2 protein-coding genes are annotated in these 1,153 nt (G+C 45.5%); both read right to left on the bottom strand.

Features of this window, described 5'->3' with window-relative positions; translation table 11 throughout:
* Positions 1-107: 107 nt before the first annotated feature.
* On the bottom strand, positions 108-821 hold the full coding sequence (locus NM10_RS12745) for an IS3 family transposase (protein WP_239639748.1): 714 nt from the start codon (positions 819-821) through the stop codon (positions 108-110).
* Positions 739-1,077, bottom strand: a complete 339-nt coding sequence (locus tag NM10_RS12740; RefSeq protein WP_020310576.1) for a transposase — start codon at positions 1,075-1,077, stop codon at positions 739-741. The genes NM10_RS12745 and NM10_RS12740 overlap by 83 nt, the downstream gene beginning before the upstream one ends.
* Positions 1,078-1,153 lie beyond the last annotated feature (76 nt).

Below are 1,153 nucleotides of genomic sequence, written 5' to 3'. Positions count from 1 at the left end.
TCAGTAATCATCTACGTATTSGTTAATCAGACGTCGAAGCTCTCTTGGGGTGCGATATTCGTTCGGATAGAGCTGCTCCGTTTTGAGGCTACGGAACCAACGTTCAATCATGATGTTGTCTGCCCAGCGGCTCCTGCCGTCCATACTTTGACGGATATTGAGGTTACGAAGCAGATTCTTGTAATCATCACTGGTAACTGGCTGCCTTGATCTGAATTGATAATGGCTGGAACGCCGCATGCTTTAACGGTTTCCGTCACGGCATGAATAACAGATTCTGCTTCCAGACTGTCTGAAAGATAGTGGCCGACCAACCGCCTGCTATACCAATCAATTATTGCAGTTAGGTACATATGCCCATGCGGCATCGGAATATAGGTGATGTCAATGGACCACACCTGGTTTGGAAAAGACACGGTATAATCGCGCAACAGATAAGGCACAATAGACTCCTTGAAATTGCGCTTGGACAGGTTAGGCTTAGGATAAATAGCATAGATGCCCATCTTCAGCATAAGTCGCCGTACTGTCTTGCGACATACTGAAAAACCTTCTTCTTGCAGTTTGGCAACAATCTTACGAGAGCCTAGGTAGGGACACCTGGTATGCCAGTGGTCGATACGTTCCATTAACGATTCATCAAGCCTAACAGCAGCTTGGTTTGGTCCTGTAGGTGTGTAATATAGGCCGGAACGGTTCAGTCCCAGTAATTCGCACTGACGACGTATGGAAAGGCCGTTATCCTTTCTGATCATATTCCGGGATTCTTGGGATGGCCTCCCCAGCTTGGCGAAAGCAGTCCTGAAGAAAGTCGCGCTCAAGCGTAAGCTGACCGATGGTCCTTAGCATCTGGTCATTCTTTTTCTTCAGATCGTCCTCCTTCCTCTGAACGGCCTTACGCTCAGAATCTGCACCAAAGGCAAGATGGGCATTTTGCAGGAATTCTTGCTTCCATTTTCTGACCATGTTTGGGTTCAGGCCGTTTTCAGAACAGATGACATTGAATTCCTTGTCGCCTTGAAGAATTGACAGAACAATCTTGGTCTTAAATTCAGAAGTGTACTTTTTTCTTGGCATGATAGCATCCTCCAATTTTCGTTACTTAATACTATATCATGCATCTTAAAATTTTCAGTACTGGTCTGAATTAACA

The organism is Megasphaera sp. NM10 (assembly GCF_000417505.1).
In the GTDB taxonomy this organism is placed as follows: domain Bacteria; phylum Bacillota; class Negativicutes; order Veillonellales; family Megasphaeraceae; genus Megasphaera; species Megasphaera intestinihominis.
Note: the sequence above shows the minus strand (reverse complement) of the source record. Positions and strands in the feature narration are given on the sequence as shown.

Coding starts and splice junctions, on each gene's coding strand:
- NM10_RS12740 (WP_020310576.1), bottom strand. CDS start 1,077: ATGCCAAGAAAAAAGTACACTTCTGAATTTAAGACCAAGATTGTTCTG.